This is a genomic window from Ruegeria sp. AK11 (genome assembly GCF_056541095.1).
The window spans coordinates 397,437-416,056 of sequence record NZ_JBQFXU010000001.1 but is presented as its reverse complement, the minus strand read 5'-3'; the positions used below and the strand labels follow the sequence as shown (position 1 = coordinate 416,056).

Below are 18,620 nucleotides of genomic sequence, written 5' to 3'. Positions count from 1 at the left end.
GTCAACCAACGTCTGACGTCAATCAGGGACGTTGACGGTATTCGAGGCCTGTTCTGCAACCAACGCCAACAGCCAGTCGTGAAACAACCGGGCAGCCGGATTGGCAGCGTTGGACGAAAGGTAGTACCCTTCGTTGCTGTCCACCGAACATTCATCCACGCGTACGACCAGACCCGCGGCAATCGCATGGGTCGTCAGTAATTCGCTGACCAAGGCGACACCGCTACCATGAACGGCCAGTTGCAGGGCCATCCCAAATGTATCGACAAAAACACCGGGTTGGCGGCGCAAGCCCTGTTTTTCAAACCATGTGCCCCACCCACTTGATGTCCCGACAGCCTCGATCAGCGGCAGGTCAAACACGTCTCCTGCGACTGCCGGGGATTTCACAGCAACCAGCCGGTCAGGTATCAGTCGGACAGCGCCATGCCCTACCTGTTTCTTTGACCCGAACCGAACCTGAACATCAGCGTGAGACGCGTGGAAATCATCGGGCCAGATCGCACTGAGAAGCCGAACGCGTACTTCAGGATGGCGTCTGGTAAAATCTGACAGGTATGGGGCAATAACCCAATGAGCGATGCTAACAGACGTGGCGACAGTCAAGATGTCTCCGGAGGCACTGGCGTCCACGCGCCCGGCAGCCGCGGCAAGCGCTTCAAGCGCGCTGCCAACCTCGGGCAATAGTTTACGCCCCGCATCCGTCAGCGCCAAGCTTCTGGGGTGCCTCACAAAAAGAGCTGTCCCCAAACGCATTTCGAGCGATTTCACCTGCTGACTGACCGCCGATTGCGTCAACCCAATCTCTTCGGCAGCCGCCGTAAAGCTAAGCGTTCGTGCAGCCGCCTCGAAGGATCGGAACCAGGTCAGTGGTGGAAGAGATTTACCCATTTGGTCAAGCTGTCCATTAGTCTTTTTAATGGCAAAGCACATAATTCAATCATTTGTCAAAAACCCTGTCCGTTTTTAACGTTTGCGAGCGCGACAGGAGAGCTTTGATGCAACCGGAAATACGTAAGATTGTCACCTACGATGAGGAGGTCCTTGTCGAGGGCTTCCAAGCCGCCAAAACCCCATGGCGCATGTTTGCCGTGGCCGCAGTGGTTCACAACCCCTGGGCAGGACGGTTTGTGGAAGACCTTAAACCCGAGATACAAGCCTATGGCCCTGTTCTGGGTGAGATGATGACGAAACGCATGATCAAACTGGCCGGGAGTGGAGAGGCAATCGAAGCCTATGGCAAAGCCGCTGTGGTCGGGCTGAATGGTGAGGTCGAGCACGCTTCGGGCCTTATTCACACCTTGCGATTTGGTAATCACTACCGAGAGGCCGTCGGCGCGAAATCCTATCTGGCGTTCACCAACACACGTGGCCCGGCAAACGCACCGATCATGGTGCCGTTGATGGATAAAAACGATGCTGGGCGGAGGTCGCACTACCTGACAATTCAGTTCTCGATTTCTGACGCACCGCGCGATGACGAAGTTGTGGTCGTATTAGGCGCAGCAACCTCGGGCAGACCGCACCACCGTATCGGTGACCGCTATCAGGATCTTAAGGATTTGGGCCATGACCTGGACAACCCGGCCGCGGTCTGAGATCGGCGGGCTGGCGGCCATCCAGACCGGTTCGGGTCAGAATATCCTTCTGTTGCATGGTGTTGGCTTGCGGGCTGAAGCCTGGGGCGCGCAATTGGACGGGCTGGCTTCTGAAGGTTGCATGACCGCTCCGGACATGCCCGGACATGGAAACAGCCCTTTGGCTGACATGAGGTTGGGGTTGTCGGCGTACACCGAAGCGGCACGGGGTGTTCTGGACTGCCTGAGTGGTCCGGTCGTTTTGGTGGGCCACTCGATGGGGACCATGATCGCGCTGGATCTTGCCGCCAAAGCGTCAGACCGGGTATGTGGGATCGTCGCATTGAACGCGGTTTTTGAGAGAGACGCGAATGCGGCACAGACCGTGCGCGACCGTGCGGCGCAGCTGGATGGCAAGACGATCGCTGATCCCACCAGCACATTGCATCGATGGTTCGGAGACGTCGCCTCGGCCGAGCGCGATGCCTGCCGTAGTTGGCTGACGGCGATGGACCCGGCTGCGTATAAAACGGCCTATTCCGTCTTCGCCCACAGTCAGAGCCCTCAGCGCGACGCGTTGGAGAAACTAAGCTGCCCGGCGCTTTTTCTAACCGGCAGTCTTGAACCCAATTCGACCCCGGAGATGTCACGCGCCATGGCGGACACCGCAATGAACGGACGCGCGCAAATCATTGAAGGCGCTGCACATATGATGCCAATGACGCATGCACCTCAGGTCAACGCCGCCATTTCCAGCTTTCTGAGTGAGCTGCGCCAATGACCGCGCTTGATCCTCGTGACCTTCGTCGTGCTTTTGGACGGTTCATGACCGGTGTGACGGTTGTGACGACGCGCGATGACACAGGCAATCCACTCGGCTTCACGGCCAATTCCTTCACTTCGGTTTCTCTCGACCCGCCGCTGCTTTTGGTTTGTCCGGGAAAAAACCTGTCTTCTTATCACGAATTCGCAACCTGCGCCCGTTTCGCGGTGAACATTCTGGCCGAGGGGCAGGAAGATGTATCCAATACGTTTGCCGGGTTCAAAGGTGATCGATTTGCCAAAGTCGATCACTGCTTTGATACGCACGACGTCCCTTTGATCAGAGGGGCAGTCGCAACGTTTTCCTGCCGTACTCATCAGGTTGTCGAAGCCGGGGACCATTGCGTTTTGATCGGTCAGGTCGAAACGTATTCTCAGGACGATGCCCCCGGGCTTGGCTATGCGAACGGGCAGTATTTCAGCCTCGGGCTGGAACGTGGCGCGCTGGAACCATCCGGGCGAAACGTGGTCTGCGGCGCAATCATCGAACAGGACGGGCACGTCTTGCTGGAGAGAACAGAAGCCGGTTTCCGTCCGCCGCAAGTCACGCTGTCAGATCGGCAAGATTTGCGAAACAGCCTTGTGCAAGACCTGACGGCTAAAGGTGTCGATGCACGCCTTGGGGTTGCGTATTCCGTCTATGACGATGCCAACACGCATCATGTTTACATTCTTGCGTCTGCGCCGTCCCTGCCCCGGCATGGCACGCTTCAGGAGATCGCAATCAAAGAACTGGCGACCCTGCCATACGCGTCAGCACCCATCGCCACAATGATGGCTCGTTTTGCGCTGGAAAGCCGAACCCGCAATTTCTCGCTTTATCTGGGTGACGCCCAGCGGGGCGATGTGCACAGCCTGTCGGAAAGGACCTGAAGAATGGAGTTTTCCCTTTTTGCCCATATGGAACGGCTGGGCCCCGAAGAGCCGCATGAGAAATTGTATGAAGAGTTCATCGAGCTGTGCAAGATGGCTGATCAGGCAGGGATGCGTGCGGTCTGGACTGGTGAACATCACGGGATGGATTTCACTATCGCACCCAACCCGCTGATGTCGCTGGTGGACATCGCGCATCATACCAAAAACGTGCGCCTTGGCACCGGCACTGTGATCGCGCCGTTCTGGCACCCGATCAAACTGGCGGGCGAGACAGCCGCAGCGGATCTCATGACCGGCGGCCGGATCGAGCTGGGCATAGCGCGCGGGGCCTACTCTTATGAATACGAGCGGCTTATGCCCGGTCTGGACGCATGGACCGCTGGTCAGCGAATGCGAGAGATCGCTCCTCTGCTGCCCAAATTGTGGGAAGGCGACTGCGCGCATAACGGAGAGTTCTTTCAGTTTCCCGCCACCAGTTCGGCCCCAAAGCCGGTTCAACCTGGCGGCCCGCCCATCTGGATTGCCGCGCGGGATCCGAACAGCCACGAGTTCGGCGTTCAGAACGGATTCAACATTCAGGTCACCCCGCTCTGGCAAGGCATCGAAGAAATCGAAACACTGATGACCCGTTTTGAGACCGCCTGCGCCAATCACGATGGAGCGCGCCCCAAGATCATGCTGCTTCACCACACCTATGTCGGGAGCGATGACGCTGAACTGGATCAGGCATCGCGGGATTTGTCCCGGTTTTACAACTATTTCGGCGCGTGGTTCCAAAACAAGCGACCAGTCCGACAGGGATTGATTCAGGCGCTAACCGAAGAAGAAATGGCAGCCAACGCAATGATGGCACCCGAAAATCTGGCGCGCGATCTGACAATCGGCACGGCGGACGGGGTAACAGAACGTCTGAAACGCTATGAAGACCTTGGATATGATGAATACTCGTTTTGGATCGACAGCGGCATGAGCTTCGAACGCAAACGCGCTTCGCTTGCCCGTTTCATCGACGATGTAATGCCAAAGTTTCAGTGAGGGGCCGCAATGCACCAGAAGCCACATTACCAGCTATTTATCGACGGCGCTTGGACCGAAGGGGCACGTGGGCAAGTGATGGCCTCGTTGAATCCGGCAACGGGCGAGGAATGGGCCAGTTTCGCCTGTGCCGCAGCCGAAGACGTAGAGCGCGCCGTTTCTGCAGCGCGCCGGTCACTTGATGATCCGGCGTGGCGGGACATGACGCAAACTGCACGTGGCAAACTGTTGTTCCGGCTTGCAGAACTGATCGAACAGAACGCAGGACGCCTTGGCGAGATCGAGACGAAGGACAGTGGTAAGCTACTGGCGGAAACCGCGACCCAAACGGCATATGTCGGCGATTACTACCGCTACTATGCGGGGTTGGCGGACAAAATCGAAGGCGCGGTCCTGCCGATCGACAAACCGGACATGCATGTCTTTACGCGGCGCGAGCCCATTGGCGTGGTGGTCGCAATTGTCCCCTGGAACGCGCAGATGTTTCTCACGGCTACCAAGCTTGGGCCAGCTCTGGCCGCGGGGTGCTCTGTTGTGCTGAAGGCGTCAGAGGTTGCGCCCGCCCCAATGCTGGAATTTGCCCGCTTGATCGACAAAGCGGGATTCCCACCCGGCGTCGTTTCCGTCATTACCGGGGACGCAGAAAACTGTGCGATCCCTCTCACCCGACATCCTGACGTAGACCGGATCGCATTCACTGGCGGCCCGGAAACGGCGCGTCATGTGGTGCGCAACTCGGCTGAGAACTTTGCCGTAACCACGTTGGAATTGGGTGGAAAATCCCCGATCATAGTATTCGATGATGCCAATCTGGATGGTGCGGCCAACGGACTGATCGCGGGCAATTTCGGCGCCTCAGGTCAAAGCTGCGTCGCAGGATCGCGCGGGCTGATCCATCGTCCTCTTATGGAATCTCTTATCGCCAAAATCGAAGAAAAGATGACGGGTATAGTCATCGGCGATCCATTGGAACCTGAAACCCATATTGGCCCGCTGTGCACCAATGCCCAGATTGTCAGAATTCAGGCGACACTGGCCAAGGCCAGGGAACAGGGTGCCCGTATTCGTTTCGGGGGCGCGCCACTGGATCGGTCAGGTCATTTCATGGCCCCAACGCTGGTGGAATGCGCCAGTGCCGAGACAGAGACTCTGAAAGTGGAAATGTTCGGCCCCGTCATGTCATTGCTGCCCTTCGACACCGAGGAAGAGGCAATCACACTGGCCAATGACACACCGTTCGGGCTTGGCTCGGGTATCTTCACCGAAAATGTCGCCCGTGCTCACCGTGTTTCATCCCGCCTGAAATCGGGCATCTGCTGGATCAACACCTACCGCGCGGTCTCACCCATCGCGCCCTTTGGCGGCTTCAATCAATCCGGTTATGGCAGGGAAGCGGGAATAGAGGCCATTCACGATTACACGCGGACCAAGACCGTTTGGCTGAATACATCGGACAAACCGATGTCGAACCCCTTTGTTATGCGCTGAGGTGATCTGCACCACGATCAGCATAACCCAAGGGGCGCTTATCTGAATGCGGCGGCTCCTGTTACTCTGCCGCCGTTCTCACCCTCTCCGGCGCGGTCAACCGCTGCCAAGCGTCGTACTGGGCCAGAAAGATCTGCCCGTTGAGGTCGTCGAGGAAATGCGATTGTTTCAAGCGGTCCATGACGGGGCCTTTGACTTCGGACAGGTGCAGACCAACGCCCATGTCACGCAGGCGGTGGTTGATGGCCTCAAGGCTTTCGAGGGCCGAAAAGTCGACTTCGTTCACCGCTGAGAACATCAAAACCACGTTGCGGATTTCGCAGCCCTCGGTCACACGCGCCTGAATCAGGTCTTCGAGGAAACGGGCGTTCACGAAATACAGGCTTTCATCCACCCGCAGCGTCACCAGTGACGGCTCGGTGTCGACCTTGTGGCGATTGATGTTGCGGAAGTGTTGCGTACCCGGCACAAGCCCGACCTCGGCCACATGTGGGCGCGAGGTTTTGTAGAGATGCAGAAGGATCGAAATTGCCACGCCGCTGGCCACGCCGGTTTCGACCCCGGCCAACAAAGTCAGGACGATGGTGGCGGCCACCGCTGTAAAATCGGCGCGCGAATATCCCCAGGTCTTTTTCAGGATTGACAGGTCCACAAGGCTCAGCACCGCAACAATGATCGTCGCGGCCAGCGTGGCCTTGGGCAAAAAGTACACCAGCGGTGTCAGGAACAGTGCGGCGATCGCCAGACCACCAGCGGTATAGATGCCTGCCGCCGGGGTTTCCGCCCCCGCATCGAAGTTCACGACCGAGCGTGAGAACCCACCGGTGACCGGAAAGCCGCCGGTAAATGCCGCGCCCAGGTTGGCTGCGCCCAGACCGATCAACTCCTGATCGGGGTCCACGCGCTGGCGTTTCTTGGCAGCCAGCGTCTGCGCAACCGAGATGCTTTCGACGAAACCGATGATCGAGATCAGGATCGCTGGCACCAGCAATGCACCGATGAGGTCCGGGGACAGCCCCGGCAAAGTCAGCGGCGGCAGGTTCTGAGGCACTTCGCCGACGATCTTGACGCCCTGCGCATCCAGCCCGAAGCCCCAGACGACAACCGTGGTCACCACCACGGCGGCAACTGGTCCAGCCTTGGTCAGCACGTCAGCCAGCAGGGGCGGCACCCCCATGCGCCGCAACGCGGGCTTGAGGTTCTTGCGCACCCAAAACAGGAACGCAGTGGCCAGCACGCCGATGATTACCGTCAGCCAATTGGTTTGCCCGAGATTTTCGAAGATTGAGCCCAGCATCCCTGGCAGAGTATGCCCATGGGCGCTGACACCCAGAATGTGCTTTAACTGGCTGGTCGCGATCAGGATGCCCGATGCGGTAATGAAACCTGCGATGACAGGATGGCTGAGGAAATTGGCCAGAAAGCCCAGTCGAAAAACGCCCAACAGCACCAGAAACCCACCCGACAGGAAAGCCAGCGTCAGTGCCGCCACCATGTATCCGGCCGTGCCCTGCTCGGCCACCTGCCCCACGGCGCTGGCTGTCAGCAGCGACACAACCGCGACAGGCCCCACCGCCAACGCCCGACTGGTGCCAAAAACCGCATAAAGGATTATCGGCAATATCGAAGCATAGATCCCGGCCTCGGGCGGCAGCCCTGCCAGCAAGGCATAGGCCAAGGACTGTGGGATCAGCATTATCGTGACGATCACAGCGGCGATCAGATCATTCGAGAGCGACGCACGGCTATACTGGCGACCCCAGTCCAGAATTGGAAGGAAACGTAAAAGGCTCTGCATAGGTTCACGTCCTGAAAAGCGGCGGCCCGTTGCACATTTGGCGGAGGCGGGACAGGCCAGAACTGACACCGGTTCTTCCGGTGTCAGTTTCGAAAGGAGTTAATCGGTCGCCACCTTCAGTGGTTCGGGCTTGGCCAACCACTCTTTGCCCTTCAGCATCGCGGACCAGTAAATCGGTGGCAGCAGCTTCTCTTTCAACAGCCACGCCAACCGGCTGGGTTGGGTTCCGTCGATCAGGAGTTTCGGGAAGCTGGGTGTCATCACCCCACCATAGGCAAACTCGGCCAGAACGATCTTGCCGCGCTCGACCGTCAACGGGCACGAACCGTAGCCGTCATAGGCGGCAACTGGGCCGCGGCCCTGAATGTCTGCCACGATATTATCGGCCACGGTCGGTGCCTGTTTACGCGCCGCCGCAGCGGTTTTGGCGTTGGGCGCGTTCATCACGTCACCCAGCGACCAGATATTGTCGAAACTCTTGTGGCGCAGTGTCGCCTGATCAACATCGACCCAGCCCGCAGCATCCGCCAGCGGCGACACGCGAATAAAGTCCGGCGCGACCTGTGGTGGGCAGACATGCATCATGTCAAACTCGACTGTGACCAACTCGGGCTCGGTGTCGGGCACTGCGACCTTAAAGGTCGCTTTTTTTGCCGTCCCATCTACCGACACCAGATTGTGAAAGAAATTCAACGAGGCGTCGTATTTTGTGACATATTCCATTAGCGCCGGGACATAGTCCTTGACCCCGAACAGCACGCCGCCCGCGTTCATGAACTGGATGTCGATATCCTTCAGAACGCCTCGCCGGAACCACGCATCGCCCGACAGGTACAACGCTTTTTGTGGCGCACCCGCGCATTTGATCGGCATTGGCGGCTGTGTGAACAGCGCCCGGCCTTCCTTAAGCCCTTCGACAAGCTGCCATGTGTAGGGCGCCAGATCATAACGGTAGTTCGAAGTCACCCCGTTGCGGCCCAAGGTTTCTTCCAGCCCTTCGACCGCGCCCCAATCCAGCTTGAGCCCCGGAGACACGACAAGACGGTCGTATTTCACCACGCGACAGCCATCCAGAATTACGGCATTGTTCTGCGGCTCGAAGGCCGCAACTGCCGCCTTGATCCACTTCACCCCGCGCGGGATCAGCGACCCCATCGTCTTGGCGGTCTGTTCTGCTGAGAAGACACCCCCGCCCACCAAAGTCCAGCCGGGCTGATAATAATGTACGTCAGACGGATCAATTATGGCAATGGACAGGTCGGATTTGCGCGCGTGCAGGCTGGCCGCAGTGGCGATACCGCCTGCCCCACCGCCCACGATAACCACGTCGAAGGATGCGTCGCCCGTGTCGGTCGGGGTTTTCCCACCATTGGCAATGCGGCGGGCAACGCCGCTCATGTCATAACCGGCTACCTTTGTGGCTGACAGAATCTCGGATACCGGACGCTTGTGCGCCGCCTCGTTCAGCGACCACAAAGTGGCCGAGCGCGTGCCGGTCCGGCAATATGCCAGAACCGGACCCGGCAACTCGGTCAGTGCATTGCCAAAGGCCTCGGCGTCGGCATCCCTGACGATACCGGTTTGCACTGGAACATAGCGCACCTCGAGACCCAGTTTTTTCGCTGCTGCCTCGATTTCCTCGAACGTCGGCTGATCGGCACCTTCGCCATCGGGGCGGTTGCAAATGATGGCACGAAAGCCCGCGCCTTTTATGGCCTCTATGTCACCTGGCGTAATCTGCGGTGAAACCGAAACTGCGCCTGATATCTTCCTGATGTCCATGGGTGCCTCTTGCGTTCAGAGCTTGTTGACTGGAACTTTGAGCATCTGGTTCCCATCCTGGTCCGTTGGAATGCCACCCGCCCGGATGTTGACCTGAATCGAGGGTACGATCAGTGTCGGCATTGCCAGCGTCGCGTCGCGCTCGGACCGCATTTTGATGAACTCGTCCCTTGTCTTGCCGCCGCCCACGTGAATGTTGTGAGCCTTCTCCTCGGCCACCGTGGTTTCCCACTGGATGTCACGCCCGTTGGGACCATAATCGTGACACATGAACAGCCGGGTTTCGTCCGGCAGGCTGAGCACTTTGTGGATCGAGTCAAATAATGTCCCCGCGTCGCCACCGGGGAAATCGGCCCGCGCCGAGCCACCGTCAGGCATGAACAATGTGTCGCCCACAAAGGCTGCATCCCCGACAACATGCACCATGCAGGCGGGTGTGTGGCCCGGCGTATGCATGGTAAAGGCGGTCATGTTGCCGATCTTGTAGGTCATGCCATCGACGAACAGGGCGTCAAACTGGCTGCCGTCCCGCTGAAACTCGGTGCCTTCATTGAAGATCTTGCCAAACACGTCTTGCACGATCTTGATGTTTTCACCGATGCCGATCTTACCGCCCAGCTTTTGCTGGATGTAAGGCGCCGCTGACAGGTGGTCGGCATGGGCGTGGGTCTCAATGATCCATTCCAGCTTGAGCCCCCTCTTTTCAACCTCTGCAATCAGCATGTCGGCATGGCCAAGCGTAATGCGGCCAGCGGCATAATCGATGTCCATGACACTGTCGATAATCGCACAGGCATTCGAGGTCGGGTCTGCAACGATATAACTGATTGTCGCGGTCGCCTCGTCGTAAAAACCCTGGACATCGGGCTTCACGCTCAGATCCACTGGGTAGCTTCCAATCGGCGTCGCTATCGCGTCGGCCATCTTTTGGTTGTGTATCTCGATAGACTTCTGATCATTCATGATCTTGCCTCCTAACTGGCGCGGATCCGTTACCCGTTTCCGCCGCGTGTCATCATCATTTCGTGGACGGCGTCCATGCCGCGATCCGCCATCGCGCTCACTTCGGCCGCATGGATATGCATGGCTTTGGCTATTTCCGGATCGTCGGATGTTTGCACCACTACGATCCCTTCAGAGGTCACTTCGATATCCGAGGTGATCTTGTCGCCATGTTCAAAAAATATGTCGAGGGTCGGGCTCTGAATGATGATCATCGGATCATCCTTGCGGCCCACCCGATCGATCATCCCGGCAACATGGGAGACCAGAGCATCCATGACATCCGGGTCGGAAGATCGTGTGACAGTGCGAATACCGTTGGGAAGGTTTTCAACCTCGCGTGTGATCGTATCGAAATTGCGGAACATCACAGCCAGCTCGGCGCTTTCCTCGGGCGTCGCGTTCTCGCCCCGCAGCCCCGGCATGTTGACCTCGTCGTGGCCTTGCCCATCTGCACCGTGACGATGCTCTGCCCGTTCACCGGCCATGCCCTGGCGATGCCCGGGCCCGGACATCAGAAAGATGTAACTGCCAGCCGCGCCGACCAAAGCAGCAACTAGCAACGCAATGGCAATGCCGCCGAACGTCCGGGCGGGTTTGCGCTCATTCATCTTCGTCTCCTCCGTTTCTGCCAGCCCATATCCGGCCTTCGCGTGAGACCTGCAATCACCTTGGCGGCATGAAAAGTTGAGGAGTAAATATAACTTTGAAATCCTGACTTCAGTGACAAAGTCACGAAACCGGAAAATTTCCTGAAATGGTCAGGTGCTTTGCGCCAAGCGTTCCAATGCCGCCTTGTCGGTTATCGTAATGCGCCCCCGCGATTGGGTAATCATCTCGCGCTTTTGAAAGTCCTGCAAAATCCGCGAGACAACTTCACGCGCGGTGCCCAGTTCGCTGGCAAGTTGCTGATGCGTTGCCTGAATGTCTTCCCGTCCCCCGGCCAGAACCAGAAGACGTTCAGCCAGGCGAATATCCAGGTGCCCGAATGCCACGTCATCGACCACCCGCAACAGATCAATCAGCCGACGCGAGTAGGCCTCGAATACAAACTCGCGAAATGCGTCTTCCTCCGAGACCAGACGATCGAAGGCATGTTTCGGCAAGGTCACCGCCGTTACGTCGGTTTCGGCAATTCCTTCAGCGTTATATGCTTCTTCTGCCAGCATACAGGCCGTCGTCAGTACACAGCCTTCCCCCGCCTCGACCCGATAGAGCACGATCTCACGGCCCGAATCCGAACTTTGAGAAACGCGAATCCGTCCGTCATACAAGAACAACAGGCTGTCGGGGACGTTGTCTGGTCCGAAAACCTGGCCACCTTTAGGACACCGCACGATACGGGCCGCCGTACGCAACCTATCCCGCACAGCTTTCGGAAGGCGACATGTCCCGTGAAATCGCTCAGTCCAGTCCAAAATTGTCATCTTGCGTTGCGCATGGGTGCCACGATGCCCTCCTCAATCGGCGCGATACGGTTCAACAACTCGTTTCTGTTTGAGGCGATGTCAGCCAGCGTCAGATCATCAAGCACAGCCATGAATGCCCGTGTTGCCTTTTGGATCGCTTGAGACAGTTTACATATCCCGATCAAAGGGCAGGTGTTTTTTTCAGGGTTAAAGCATTCGACCACATCCAGGGGCCCTTCAGTCAGGCGAATTACATCGCCGATTTTGATCTGTTCCGCCGGTTTCGCCAACCGGAAACCGCCGCCTCTGCCGCGTGCTGTTTCCAGATACCCGGCCCGACCCAACTCGTGCACGATTTTTACGATATGCGGCCGGGCAAGGCCATGCACCCGCACGACATCGTCAACGCGAATGCGATCTGGGGCCTTGAGCGCGGCCAGCTGCAAAGACCGCAGCGCATAGTTGGAATAGGATGTCAGTTTCATGCGTGCCTCCGGCAAAAGCTGTAGGCGCAATATAACTTATTTGCAATTTCTGTGTGTTTTCACGGACCATGTGTTTTGCAGAGGGTGAAGTCAGGCCAACATACCCGAACTTCACGTGGACTGAGTGGATGACTGGGACCCCGCGTGCATCGCGTCATCTTTGCTCGGGAAGCTGTCGGCATCTGACCGGAACGGCAGTTCAATTCTCTGCAAAAACCGCTGAACAAAGACGGTATGAGTGGCGGTGCTGTCAGACGAATTCGAACCAGTCTCAGTTTGCCGCGGAAACCGCGAACCTATCCGGAACAAAGTTGACGCCACTCGGCGAGAGCGGCGGTGCGGGTCAGCTTGAAGGTGTCTCGACTGGCTAGCGATCTTTCCTGGTTGAAGTGATTGTAGACAGAGGAATGGACGGAGGCGAATTTCTGCAAACTTCGCATTCGCCTGAAACGCTGCATCGCGCGTTCGCGTCGTCGAAACGGCAGGTGCGAATTCTCGACGCGGTTGTTGAGCCACCTTCCCGTCTGTTGTTTTTCGAGCGCGCCCATTTCTCTGAGCGCAGCCATGTAGGAAGCGAAGCGATCTGTGACGGTCTCTTCGGCGCAACCATGTGGCTTCATCAATTTCTTGAGGAATTTCAGCGCTGCAGCTTTGTTTCGGCGTTTGGTGACAACGGCTTCCAGCACCTCGCCTTCATGATCCACAGCCCGCCAAAGATAGTGCCGCTTGCCATTCACCTTCACGAAAACCTCGTCAACGTGCCAATTCGATTTTGAAAAGGCTCTGAGTTGCTGATCACGCTTTCTTCGGATCTCTGATGCAAACATAGGGCCAAACCTGTTCCACCAATATCGGACAGTTTCGTGACTCACGTCGATGCCTCGCTCGTGCAGCAGATCTTCGACATTTCGAAGCGAGAGTGGAAACCGAATATACAGCATCACCGCAAGGCGGATGATCTCGGGGCTGGTTTTGAAGTATTTGAATGAGGCAGGTCTGGTCATGGGAAAAAGCTACGCAACCGCCCTGCTCCGCTCAAGCAAAGTTCTTCTGACAAGACCGCTGCAGGCATTGGTTTTGCTTTCATGCCTGAGTATTCGGTTACTCTGCCGGGCTTGTTGCAGCGCCCGCTTGTGGAGCCAGAAGTTTCAAGAACTATCGCGGCCTTTACAGTCCCTGGCCGAAAATACTCGCCGGCTCTCGATGCGCTGATGAGGTTTTCGCAGACTTTTGCATGGCCGGGATAAAAAACTTCGGTTTTGGGCCTGCTCTGAAACCCGATTTTCCTGCCGTTTGTAGTTAGAGTTTTTCGCTCGTATTTTCCTTTGGTCGTTCCAAGAGTTTGCGACACTTTCATCAAACGGCAAGTTAACGTGACAACCCCCGTCTGCCCTATGCCCACAACCAGATTCTAAGCTAAGTCGATCCAAGCCGCATTCCTTGAAGAGCTTTGCACGCACGCGGCCACAAATTTAACGCCATTGAGCCCGTCATAGACTGTTGGATAAACAACCGAAGCGTCAGGTGAAATACCATTTCGGAAAGCTTGGATCGCTTCAGCAGCCTCTCCATAGATATTCGCGAACCCCTCAAGATATCCCTCGGGATGTCCCGGAGGAACTCTACTCAACCGGTTGGCTGCATCAGCAGCACTAGCTCCATTTCGTGTGATTAGACGCTTTGGTTCGTTGTATGGCGTGAACCACAGGTAATTGGGATCTTCCTGAGCCCACTCCAACCCACCTTTTTCGCCATAGACGCGCAAACGAAGTGCGTTTTCGTTGCCGGGAGCCACCTGAGAAGACCACAGCATACCGCGCGCTCCGCCTTTGAAGCGAAGCAAGACGTGGGCGTTGTCATCGACTTTGCGCCCCAGCACAAAGGCCTGCAAGTCTGCCGCAAGGCTTTCCGCTTTTAGCCCGGTCACGAAGCAGGCAAGGTTGTATGCATGAGTTCCGATGTCACCGGTTGATCCACCCGCGCCCGAGCGTTCGGGATCGGTTCGCCATTCCGCCTGTTTGAAATCCTGCTGCTCGGTCAGCCAATCCTGTGGGTATTCAACCTGAACCACGCGGATCTTGCCAATGTCGCCGTTGGCAACCATTTCACGCGCCTGCCGAACCATTGGATAGCCTGTGTAATTGTGGGTCAAAATGAATAGGGCATTCGCACTTTCTGTTGCTTTGACCAGCTTTTTCGCATCGGCAAGGGTCGAGGTGAGTGGCTTGTCACAAATTACATGAATACCGCGTTTCAAGAACTCACGTGCGGCTGCATAATGAACGTGATTTGGCGTGACAATTGAGACTGCCTCGATCCCAGATTTCAGTCGGGCTTCCCTAATCGCCATTTGTTTGAAGTCTTCATAGACCCGTTCGAGCCCCAATGCCTGACCACTTTCAAGAGATTTCTCTGGCGTCGAAGACAAAGCACCGGCAACCAGCTCGAACTTGTCGTCCAATCGCGCGGCGATGCGATGAACACCCCCTATGAAGGCGTCGTTTCCGCCGCCAACCATGCCAAGCCGAATGCGTCCTGAGGTTTCTTCACTGCGTCCTGTGACCATCACTCAATCCCCAGCATTTTACGATTGGCGGCTTCGTCAGCGCCACCGTCGGCGAAATCATCAAAGGCTTTCTCGGTCACACGGATGATGTGATCTGACACAAATTGAGCACCTTCACGCGCTCCATCCTCGGGGTGTTTGAGGCAGCATTCCCATTCGACCACAGCCCAGCCATCAAAGTCATTCGCGGCCATTTTTGAGAAAACTGCACCGAAATCCACCTGACCATCGCCCAGTGAGCGGAACCGCCCGGCCCGATTGACCCAGCTTTGATACCCGGAATAAACACCTTGCCGCCCGGTCGGGTTGAACTCGGCATCTTTGACATGGAACATCCGAATTCGATCTTTGTAGATGTCGATGTTGTCCAGATAGTCGAGGCATTGTAGCACGTAGTGCGACGGGTCGTATAGCATGCAGGCCCGTGGGTGATTTCCCGTCCTTTCCAGAAACATCTCGTAGGTCACACCATCGTGGAGGTCCTCTCCGGGGTGAATTTCGTAGCAGACATCGACACCGCATTCATCGGCGTGATTCAGGATGGGCACCCAACGGCGCGCAAGCTCATCAAATGCCGTTTCAATCAAACCGGCAGGGCGCTGCGGCCAAGGATAGACATATGGCCATGCCAACGCGCCTGAGAATGTCGCATGTGCCGAAATGCCTAAATTTTTCGAAGCGGACAGCGCTTTGTTGACCTGGTCTACGGCCCATTCTTGACGGGCTTTAGGGTTTCCTCTGACGCTTTCCGCTGCAAAGCCATCAAACGCACTGTCATAGGCTGGGTGAACGGCAACAAGCTGACCCTGAAGATGCGTTGAAAGCTCGGTGACTTCGACGCCATTTTCTTGGGCCTTGCCTTTGAACTCATCGCAGTAACCGACGCTGGATGCGGCCTGTTCGAGGTCGAACAACCGGCCATCCCAACTGGGAACCTGAACGCCATTGTATCCACAGTCAGCCGCCCATTTAGTGATCGCGCCCCACGAATTGAACGGCGCTTCGTCCCCGGCAAATTGTGCAAGAAACAAAGCTGGACCTTTGATTGTCTTCATTGAATTTCCTCCCCAAAACCTGAGTCTCTATGGCGGTAAATTTTCCTTCAGATAGATGTCGATACGGATACGTTCCTGGGCTTTGTTGAATGGCACTTTGTCTGAAGTTGCACGCAGCAGACGGACGGCTGAACGAACAATGTGCCCAGTGTCTTGCGAGATAAGAGCGTCAAATGTACCGAGCGTAAGCGCCTCACGACTAAGCGGAGTAAGCTCATGAGCTATGATCACCAGATCTTTGCTGAGCTTGTTTTCTGAAAGAAATTGAATCAGTCCTGCATTGCCTGCTGCGGAGGAATAAATTCCAACCAGATCCGGGTAGGTTTCAAAGATCTCGGGCATCATCTTGTAAATCAGATCCGGGTCATCCCGGCCCTCGACAGACGCTACGACTTCGAGGTGTGGAAATTCCTCAGCTACAACTAGATCAAAGCCTTGACGGCGCTCTAGGTGGTCACGTGCCAAACGGGATCCTGTAAGTACCAAAACCTTGCCGTCACGATGCACAAATCGTCCCATCAGCTGAGCTGCGGTTCGCCCTGCCGAAACGTTATCAATTCCTACAAAGTGGTCTCGCTCAGAACTCGGCAAGTCAGACACCAACGCAACCACCGGAACGCCTTTGTCCCTGAGCCTTTTTACGGCGTCGCGGACAGAAGGCGTTTCAGGCCCGAAAACGGCAACGCCATCAACATCCGAACTGGCGACAGCATCCAGAATGTAGACGATTTCTTGCGGCTCGAACGGAGCGACCTTCTTTATCGCAATGCGGGTCCGCTCGATAAATTGGTCACGGGATTGTTCTGCGATCCGACTGCTGATTGCCTCAACAAACTCGTTGTCCGTGTCGGGTAAAACAAAGAGGAAGTTGTAAACTCGGTTTCGCGCTAGGTTGGCCGCGGCCGTATCGCGCACATATCCCAGCTCATCAATCGCCTTTTGGACTTTCTGCACGGTCACTGCCCGCACGCCGGGGCGCCTGTTCAAGACCCGGTCAACAGTCGCCAGACTGACACCCGCAACGCGCGCGATGTCGTTGACGGTTGGCTTTTTCACCAATTCTAGTTTTTGTTTTTGGTTTTCCACGTGTTCTTCAGTCCTCAATCTCCCGCGCCAAGCCTTCAAATAACAAGGCAACGGCCTCAGCCCCCGGATCGTTATGTCCAACTAGATTTTCTTCGGGAACATAAGCTGCACGACCCGCCTTCGCACGACGAATTTTTGCCGTGTTGTCCGCGCCTTCGCGAGCAGCCTTGGCCGCATCGGTTAGGCCAAACGGGAGAGCGGCAAGTGCGGGTGCCAGAGCGTCAATCATCGTTCTGTCGCCGACCTTGGCCCCCCCAACCTGGCTGACCCTATTCAGACCTTCGATCAAGGATTTCGGGACAGACGCGCCGCTCGCACAAGCATCTCCGGCTGCGTTGAAGAAGATTGCGAGTATCACCCCGGAAGAACCACCCATAGTCTGGCTCAATTCATTGCCCAATGCCGGGAACAATTGTGTCAGATCAGCAAGCGGCATGTGGTCAAGGCTACCTTGCAATGCTCTTGCGGCAGTGGCCAATGTGCTTCCTGTATCGCCATCTCCGGATTTCGCGTCCAGCTCGTTCAGGTTCTTCTCTGCGTTAATGAGCAGTTCAGACAACCGGGTGATCGTTTCCCTTGTGGTGGGATTGTTCGAAGGGATTGGATCGATTGGAGTCAGGCCATCAGGCAACGGGGCTACTTTGATCGGGTCAATGGAATTGACGCCGGGCCATGCGGCCAGATCAACGGGTGCTTCAAGAGCTGACAATTCGTCCTGATCCACAGGCAGAATGGAAACCGAAAACCCGTGCATATCCAGCGAAGTCATCATGGGGGCCGGGCCAATGATATGCTGGGCAATACCAGTTTCAGACAACGCATGCGTGAGGACAGCCATTTCTAGCGGAGTTGTAGAGCCGAGGTTGTTGACCAGCGCCACACAATCCCCTGAACTCACCCTTTGCTTTAGTTTCGCCACCACTGTGGACATGGCCGATACAGCATTTGAAAATTCGACTTGTTGTACACCGGGCTCGCCGTGGATGCCCAAGCCGAGTTCCGCTTTGCCAGGGGCAATCCGGTCTTCTTTTGGAGAGCCCGGAACAGTGCAGGTGTCCAAGCTCATTCCGATGCTGACAACCTTTGCTATGGTACTTCTTGCTGCTTTGGTAACGGTGTCCAGATCGGCACCCCCTTCAGCAAGCGCTCCGGCAATTTTGTGCACCAATAACGTACCTGCCACGCCACGTGGTTGCGGAAGGTCGGGCAAGGCGATGTCATCATCAACTACGACCATCTCTACTTTGCGGCCCAATGCACGGGCGCGTTCAGCCGCCAGTCCAAAATTCAATCGATCACCGGTGTAATTTTTGACGATAAGCAGGCACCCGGCCTCACCCGTGACCGCAAGAATGCCCGCCAGAACTGCCTCGACCGAGGGTGAGGCGAAAACTTCGCCGCAGACCGCGGCTGTCAACATACCGGCGCCAACGAAACCTGCATGGGCGGGCTCGTGACCAGACCCTCCGCCAGAAACCAAGGCGACTTTCGACTTGTCCCAATCCGACCGGTAGACAACCTTGATATGCGGGTATCCGTCCAGCCGTGTAAGCTGCCCGCCTGAGGAAGCCAAAAGGCCATCTATCGCCTCGGTTACCAGGGTTTCTTTTGTGTTGAGGAACTGGGCCATGCTTTTGCT

At 56.6% G+C, this 18,620-nt stretch carries 17 protein-coding genes; 5 read left to right on the top strand and 12 right to left on the bottom strand.

The features are described from left to right. Window positions 1-18: 18 nt before the first annotated feature. Window positions 19-891 (bottom strand): LysR family transcriptional regulator, encoded by an 873-nt coding sequence (locus tag ACR0D9_RS02165; RefSeq protein ID WP_480537514.1) that lies wholly within the window; start codon window positions 889-891, stop codon window positions 19-21. Window positions 892-998: 107 nt separating this feature from the next. Here ACR0D9_RS02165 and ACR0D9_RS02160 point away from each other — a divergent pair, with 107 nt between their 5' ends. From ACR0D9_RS02160 to ACR0D9_RS02140, 5 genes are read left to right on the top strand one after another with little or no spacing between them, the layout of a single operon-like run. Further along, window positions 999-1,598, top strand: coding sequence for an amino acid synthesis family protein (locus tag ACR0D9_RS02160; protein WP_480481716.1), 600 nt, complete (start codon window positions 999-1,001; stop codon window positions 1,596-1,598). Further along, on the top strand, window positions 1,570-2,358 hold the full coding sequence (locus ACR0D9_RS02155) for an alpha/beta fold hydrolase (RefSeq protein ID WP_480481718.1): 789 nt from the start codon (window positions 1,570-1,572) through the stop codon (window positions 2,356-2,358). Before ACR0D9_RS02160 ends, ACR0D9_RS02155 begins: the two co-directional genes overlap by 29 nt. Continuing rightward, the gene (locus ACR0D9_RS02150) at window positions 2,355-3,272 is read left to right on the top strand and encodes a flavin reductase family protein (RefSeq protein WP_480481720.1); all 918 of its coding nucleotides are present in this window, start codon (window positions 2,355-2,357) and stop codon (window positions 3,270-3,272) included. The genes ACR0D9_RS02155 and ACR0D9_RS02150 overlap by 4 nt, the downstream gene beginning before the upstream one ends. A 3-nt stretch (window positions 3,273-3,275) precedes the next feature. Continuing rightward, complete coding sequence (locus ACR0D9_RS02145) at window positions 3,276-4,310, top strand: LLM class flavin-dependent oxidoreductase (protein WP_480486144.1); 1,035 nt, start codon at window positions 3,276-3,278, stop codon at window positions 4,308-4,310. A 9-nt stretch (window positions 4,311-4,319) separates the two neighbouring features. Next, the gene (locus tag ACR0D9_RS02140) at window positions 4,320-5,798 is read left to right on the top strand and encodes an aldehyde dehydrogenase (RefSeq protein ID WP_480537513.1); all 1,479 of its coding nucleotides are present in this window, start codon (window positions 4,320-4,322) and stop codon (window positions 5,796-5,798) included. 61 nt (window positions 5,799-5,859) lie between these two features. On the opposite strand, the gene ACR0D9_RS02135 is transcribed toward ACR0D9_RS02140, so the two are convergent. From ACR0D9_RS02135 to ACR0D9_RS02085, 11 genes are all read right to left on the bottom strand, one after another. Then, window positions 5,860-7,596, bottom strand: coding sequence for a SulP family inorganic anion transporter (locus tag ACR0D9_RS02135; protein WP_480537512.1), 1,737 nt, complete (start codon window positions 7,594-7,596; stop codon window positions 5,860-5,862). Between the two features lie 99 nt (window positions 7,597-7,695). Next, a complete protein-coding gene (locus ACR0D9_RS02130; RefSeq protein WP_480537511.1) occupies window positions 7,696-9,378 on the bottom strand; it encodes a bifunctional protein tyrosine phosphatase family protein/NAD(P)/FAD-dependent oxidoreductase in 1,683 nt (560 codons plus the stop codon). 15 nt (window positions 9,379-9,393) lie between these two features. Further along, window positions 9,394-10,278 carry an MBL fold metallo-hydrolase gene (locus ACR0D9_RS02125; protein ID WP_480538228.1) on the bottom strand — a complete coding sequence of 295 codons (885 nt, stop codon included), beginning with the start codon at window positions 10,276-10,278 and terminating at the stop codon, window positions 9,394-9,396. Between the two features lie 92 nt (window positions 10,279-10,370). Beyond that, window positions 10,371-10,991 (bottom strand): hypothetical protein, encoded by a 621-nt coding sequence (locus ACR0D9_RS02120; protein WP_480537510.1) that lies wholly within the window; start codon window positions 10,989-10,991, stop codon window positions 10,371-10,373. A 150-nt stretch (window positions 10,992-11,141) separates the two neighbouring features. Further along, on the bottom strand, window positions 11,142-11,807 hold the full coding sequence (locus tag ACR0D9_RS02115) for a Crp/Fnr family transcriptional regulator (protein WP_480486152.1): 666 nt from the start codon (window positions 11,805-11,807) through the stop codon (window positions 11,142-11,144). Further along, window positions 11,804-12,274 carry an Rrf2 family transcriptional regulator gene (locus ACR0D9_RS02110; RefSeq protein WP_480537509.1) on the bottom strand — a complete coding sequence of 157 codons (471 nt, stop codon included), beginning with the start codon at window positions 12,272-12,274 and terminating at the stop codon, window positions 11,804-11,806. The genes ACR0D9_RS02115 and ACR0D9_RS02110 overlap by 4 nt, the downstream gene beginning before the upstream one ends. Before the next feature lie 296 nt (window positions 12,275-12,570). Beyond that, window positions 12,571-13,278 (bottom strand): IS6 family transposase, encoded by a 708-nt coding sequence (locus ACR0D9_RS02105; protein WP_480537508.1) that lies wholly within the window; start codon window positions 13,276-13,278, stop codon window positions 12,571-12,573. Window positions 13,279-13,685: 407 nt separating this feature from the next. Then, window positions 13,686-14,840 carry a Gfo/Idh/MocA family protein gene (locus ACR0D9_RS02100; RefSeq protein WP_209504393.1) on the bottom strand — a complete coding sequence of 385 codons (1,155 nt, stop codon included), beginning with the start codon at window positions 14,838-14,840 and terminating at the stop codon, window positions 13,686-13,688. Continuing rightward, a complete protein-coding gene (locus ACR0D9_RS02095; RefSeq protein ID WP_480481740.1) occupies window positions 14,840-15,895 on the bottom strand; it encodes a sugar phosphate isomerase/epimerase family protein in 1,056 nt (351 codons plus the stop codon). The genes ACR0D9_RS02100 and ACR0D9_RS02095 overlap by 1 nt, the downstream gene beginning before the upstream one ends. 27 nt (window positions 15,896-15,922) lie before the next feature. Next, entirely contained in the window at window positions 15,923-16,981 is a 1,059-nt protein-coding gene (locus tag ACR0D9_RS02090; RefSeq protein ID WP_480486158.1) for a LacI family DNA-binding transcriptional regulator, read from the bottom strand. Between the two features lie 7 nt (window positions 16,982-16,988). Further along, window positions 16,989-18,611 (bottom strand): dihydroxyacetone kinase subunit DhaK, encoded by a 1,623-nt coding sequence (locus ACR0D9_RS02085; RefSeq protein WP_480486159.1) that lies wholly within the window; start codon window positions 18,609-18,611, stop codon window positions 16,989-16,991. Window positions 18,612-18,620 lie beyond the last annotated feature (9 nt).